Annotated in this window: 3 protein-coding genes; 2 read left to right on the top strand and 1 reads right to left on the bottom strand. The window is 38.3% G+C overall.

The features are described from left to right. The first annotated feature begins 291 nt into the window (after nucleotides 1-291). Nucleotides 292-1,212, top strand: coding sequence for a polysaccharide deacetylase family protein (locus tag HWQ37_RS29080; RefSeq protein ID WP_292753884.1), 921 nt, complete (start codon nucleotides 292-294; stop codon nucleotides 1,210-1,212). Between the two features lie 250 nt (nucleotides 1,213-1,462). Here the strand turns inward: HWQ37_RS29080 and HWQ37_RS29075 are convergent, their stop codons facing one another. Next, the gene (locus HWQ37_RS29075) at nucleotides 1,463-2,293 is read right to left on the bottom strand and encodes a fasciclin domain-containing protein (protein WP_292753883.1); all 831 of its coding nucleotides are present in this window, start codon (nucleotides 2,291-2,293) and stop codon (nucleotides 1,463-1,465) included. Between the two features lie 924 nt (nucleotides 2,294-3,217). On the opposite strand from HWQ37_RS29075, the gene HWQ37_RS29070 reads away from it, so the two are divergent. Then, nucleotides 3,218-3,513 (top strand): glutathione S-transferase family protein (locus HWQ37_RS29070; RefSeq protein ID WP_292753882.1); only part of this gene is annotated, 296 nt, incomplete at its 3' end.

Raw genomic sequence — 3,513 nt, 5'->3', positions numbered from 1 at the left:
TAGTGAGAGTTTTACTTATAGATATTAGATTATCCATTGGGTAAGGTATTTTTTCTGAGTCAGGGTTGGAGCTAATACCATTTTAGATATTAGATTTTAGATTTTGGATTGGGAATCGCCTTCTCTGTCGGGGTTATATTAATCCATCTGTCGCAATCATTTTTCAAATTGGTATAACTTTAAAAATATACCCATCATAACTGTAGCTTGTATGGCAAGGCTTACCAGAGTATAGAAGTTGCCATAAGTCTTGTGAAAAAAAAGATGGTTCGACCTTGAAGGAGCTATGAAGTGGACGACAATAAGTCATTTTTTGGTCTACAAAAAATATTAATTACCTTGCTTGTCTTGAGTGGCAGTTTGAGTGCTGGCACGATGATGCTTATCAAGTCAAGCTCCTCTGATGCTCAAAGTACAGAGAATCTAAATGTAAACAATCTACCAAGCAAAGTTGGAATTCAGCAGCAGCTTGAAGAACTCAAAGCGACGATGCTTAAAAGTTGGCAGGAACAAGTACAAACAAAAGGCCTTTCATATACTGTGCCACCGCGTTTTCAAGGAGCAATAGTTGATGCGGCAAAACTTACTCCCGAACAGAAAGTAATTGCGCTCACTTTTGATGATGGTCCATGGCCTGAGAGTACCGGGGAAGTACTAGATATTCTCAAAAAAAATCAAATCAAAGGGACATTTTTTCTGATTGGGCAAAACGTGAAAAATTATCCAGGCTTAGTAAAGCGGGAGATTGCTGAGGGTCACGTAGTTGGTAATCACACTTGGCATCATTGGTATCAATTTTTAAATCCCCAAGCAGCTGCCTATGAAATTGACCACACAGCAGACTTGATTTATCAAGTAACAGGGATTAAAACAAATTTATTTCGACCACCAGGGGGAATCATGCACAATGGGGTGGCTAGTTACGCTAGAAATAGCAAATATGCCATCATTCTCTGGTCATCTGATTCTGTAGATTACTCGCGTCCTGCTGTACCAAAATTAATTAATAATGTGTTTAGGAAGGCCAAGCCAGGTGGAATTGTGCTAATGCATGATGGTGGTGGTAATCGCTCTAAAACTGTGCAAGCTTTACCAGAAATTATTGCCAACTTTCGGAAACAGGGCTATAGGTTTGTTACTATTCCTGAACTTTTAGAAATGCAAGATAAAGATCAAAAGCTGATTGCAAACAAAAAAACCGTCCAAAATTAACATCTGAACGGAATTTTAATGTATTAGTTATGTCGATCTAGTTATGTTGCCAATTGTGCTGTTGACATACCTCCTCGTCCAGGATGAGCGAGGATTCCTTAACGTTTCACAGAAACCCGCTACTAGGTAGTCTTACAGTCTCTCCACGTCCGTTTAGAGTCTCCAAATGCCCTATGGCGACTAGATATATCTTACCAGAAAGCCGTGCTAGAAGCACGGGGTTTTAAACCCAAATTTTCGATAAGTACAACTACAAGTCAGGAGGTAAAATCACCTGATCGATTGCGTGGATTACACCGTTGCTACCTGTGATATCTGCTTGTGTTACTTTAGCATCATTGACAGTTACACCGGTAGCAGGATCGACTTTAATGTTGATTGTGCCACCTTCAAGGCTTTTAACTTCACCAGACTTCAAATCAGCAGCCAATACCTTACCAGGTACTACATGGTAAGTTAAAATCTTGAGCAATACTTCTTTGTTATCTGGCTTTAACAATTCTTGCAAAGCGTCTGGTGGCAACTTAGCAAAAGCTGCATCTGTGGGTGCAAAAATAGTTAAGTTATCTTTGCCTTGCAAAGCTCCGGCCAATCCTGCTGCTTTCAAAGCCTTGGTCAAGGTGGTAAAGGAAGCGTTTGACTCTGCCAAGGCTAACAAGTTTTTGCCTTGATTGTCACTTGCCCCTGGGCCTGGTGGAGTTGTAGATGGTGTGGTAGGTTGAGTTTCCGGGGTAGTACTTGGAGTTGAGGGTGCTGGTTCACTAGGCGCAGCATTACCACCACGGTTGTAGGGAGGCTCGTTGAAAATACTTGGTTTGGGATTGAGGGTTCCACCACTTTTCTGTGCTACTTGTTTGCGTTTGGTATTACCCTTTTCTATTTGGGAAACAGCCTCAGCAGGTGTGTATTGAGTGTTTGCCTGAAGGCTTTGACCTCGGTTATAGGGAGCTTCGTTGAAAATACTGGGGTTAGGATTTAGTGCCTCTTTCGCATCAGATGGTAAAGTAATGAGGACGCTGAAACTAGTAAATCCTGCTATCCCTGCCAACGTAGTCAGCAATTTGCTGTAATTTGTCTTCATAAATTTTGTTTTTCTTTTTGTCCACACGTTACATAAAGATTTATAACATTTTGCTATGTACAAAATCTAACTCAAGAGGGAAGTAAGATTTTTCTCTAGAAGAGTTTGTGCTATTGAGGTAAAATACTTAACATCGACTCCCTCTGATAAGTATGAAATATATCTACCATATATTTCATGTAAGTTGAGCAAATTTTCTCCATTACACCAAAATAAGTTGAAAAGCCTTACTCTGTATAACGTAAACTCTCAGAAAGTGTGAAAATCTCACATCTAGAAGTTATGAGTTACAATGACCTTTGGAGAAATATTATACTTAAAAGCCAATTTATATACAAATTTGTACGTAAATTAATAGTTGATTCATAAATCCTAAATTACATAGGGAAGAAAGCTATATCTCTTAATTCGCCATTGATTATTCAACAAAAGTACAAAAAATAATTACCGAAATATTTTAATATTGGCGCACATTGGCAGAAATTGCAGTAACCGTTGAAGATCCACAAATTAAGGATTAGAAGATTTTTGGAAAGTCACGATTGATGTATCTATTTTTTACCCCACCCTAACCCTCCCCTTATAAAGGGGAGGATACCGGATTTTCTTGTTTCCCCGCAATATATCGGGGGGATTAAGGGGGGGGTAATAATTCGATTAAAATCACAGTCAACAACTTTTCAAACAACCTCTTAGGTTTATTTTTTATATACGCTGAATTAAATTACTTAGTTATTTGATATTTTAATCAATCAGGAAACAATTTTTTTAAAATTGATGATTTTGCCAAATATCAGGCATCAGTTAAACCCTAACGTCAATTAATATAATAAGCAACTAAGCAATTAATACCAACAAAAATTACTTAAACTAAAGATACAATTGTAAAGTTAAGAAGTTGACCAGTTACAAGATATACAAAATATGCTGGAATTATACCAATGGGAACTCTCTCAATACTCAGAGAAAGTGCGCCTAATTCTAGATTTTAAAGGACTAGATTACCGCAAAATAGAGGTTACGCCTGGGATTGGACAGGTAGAACTGTTCCGGCTGACTGGTCAAAGACAAGTGCCTGTATTAAAGGATCGTAATAAATATATTGCGGATTCTACGGAGATAGCTAAGTATTTAGACTTAGAGTATCCCGATCGCCCCATAATACCGCAAGATCCTAAACAACGGGGTTTAACTTTATTAATAGAAGAATGGGCGGATGA

This window comes from Nostoc sp. NMS4 (assembly GCF_017115095.1).
Classification (GTDB): domain Bacteria; phylum Cyanobacteriota; class Cyanobacteriia; order Cyanobacteriales; family Nostocaceae; genus Nostoc.
This window is presented reverse-complemented; position numbering and strand designations above follow the sequence as displayed.

What these genes read in the sequence shown, in the direction of transcription:
- HWQ37_RS29075 (WP_292753883.1), bottom strand. Translation starts at nt 2,293, where the DNA reads ATGAAGACAAATTACAGCAAATTGCTGACTACGTTGGCAGGGATAGCA.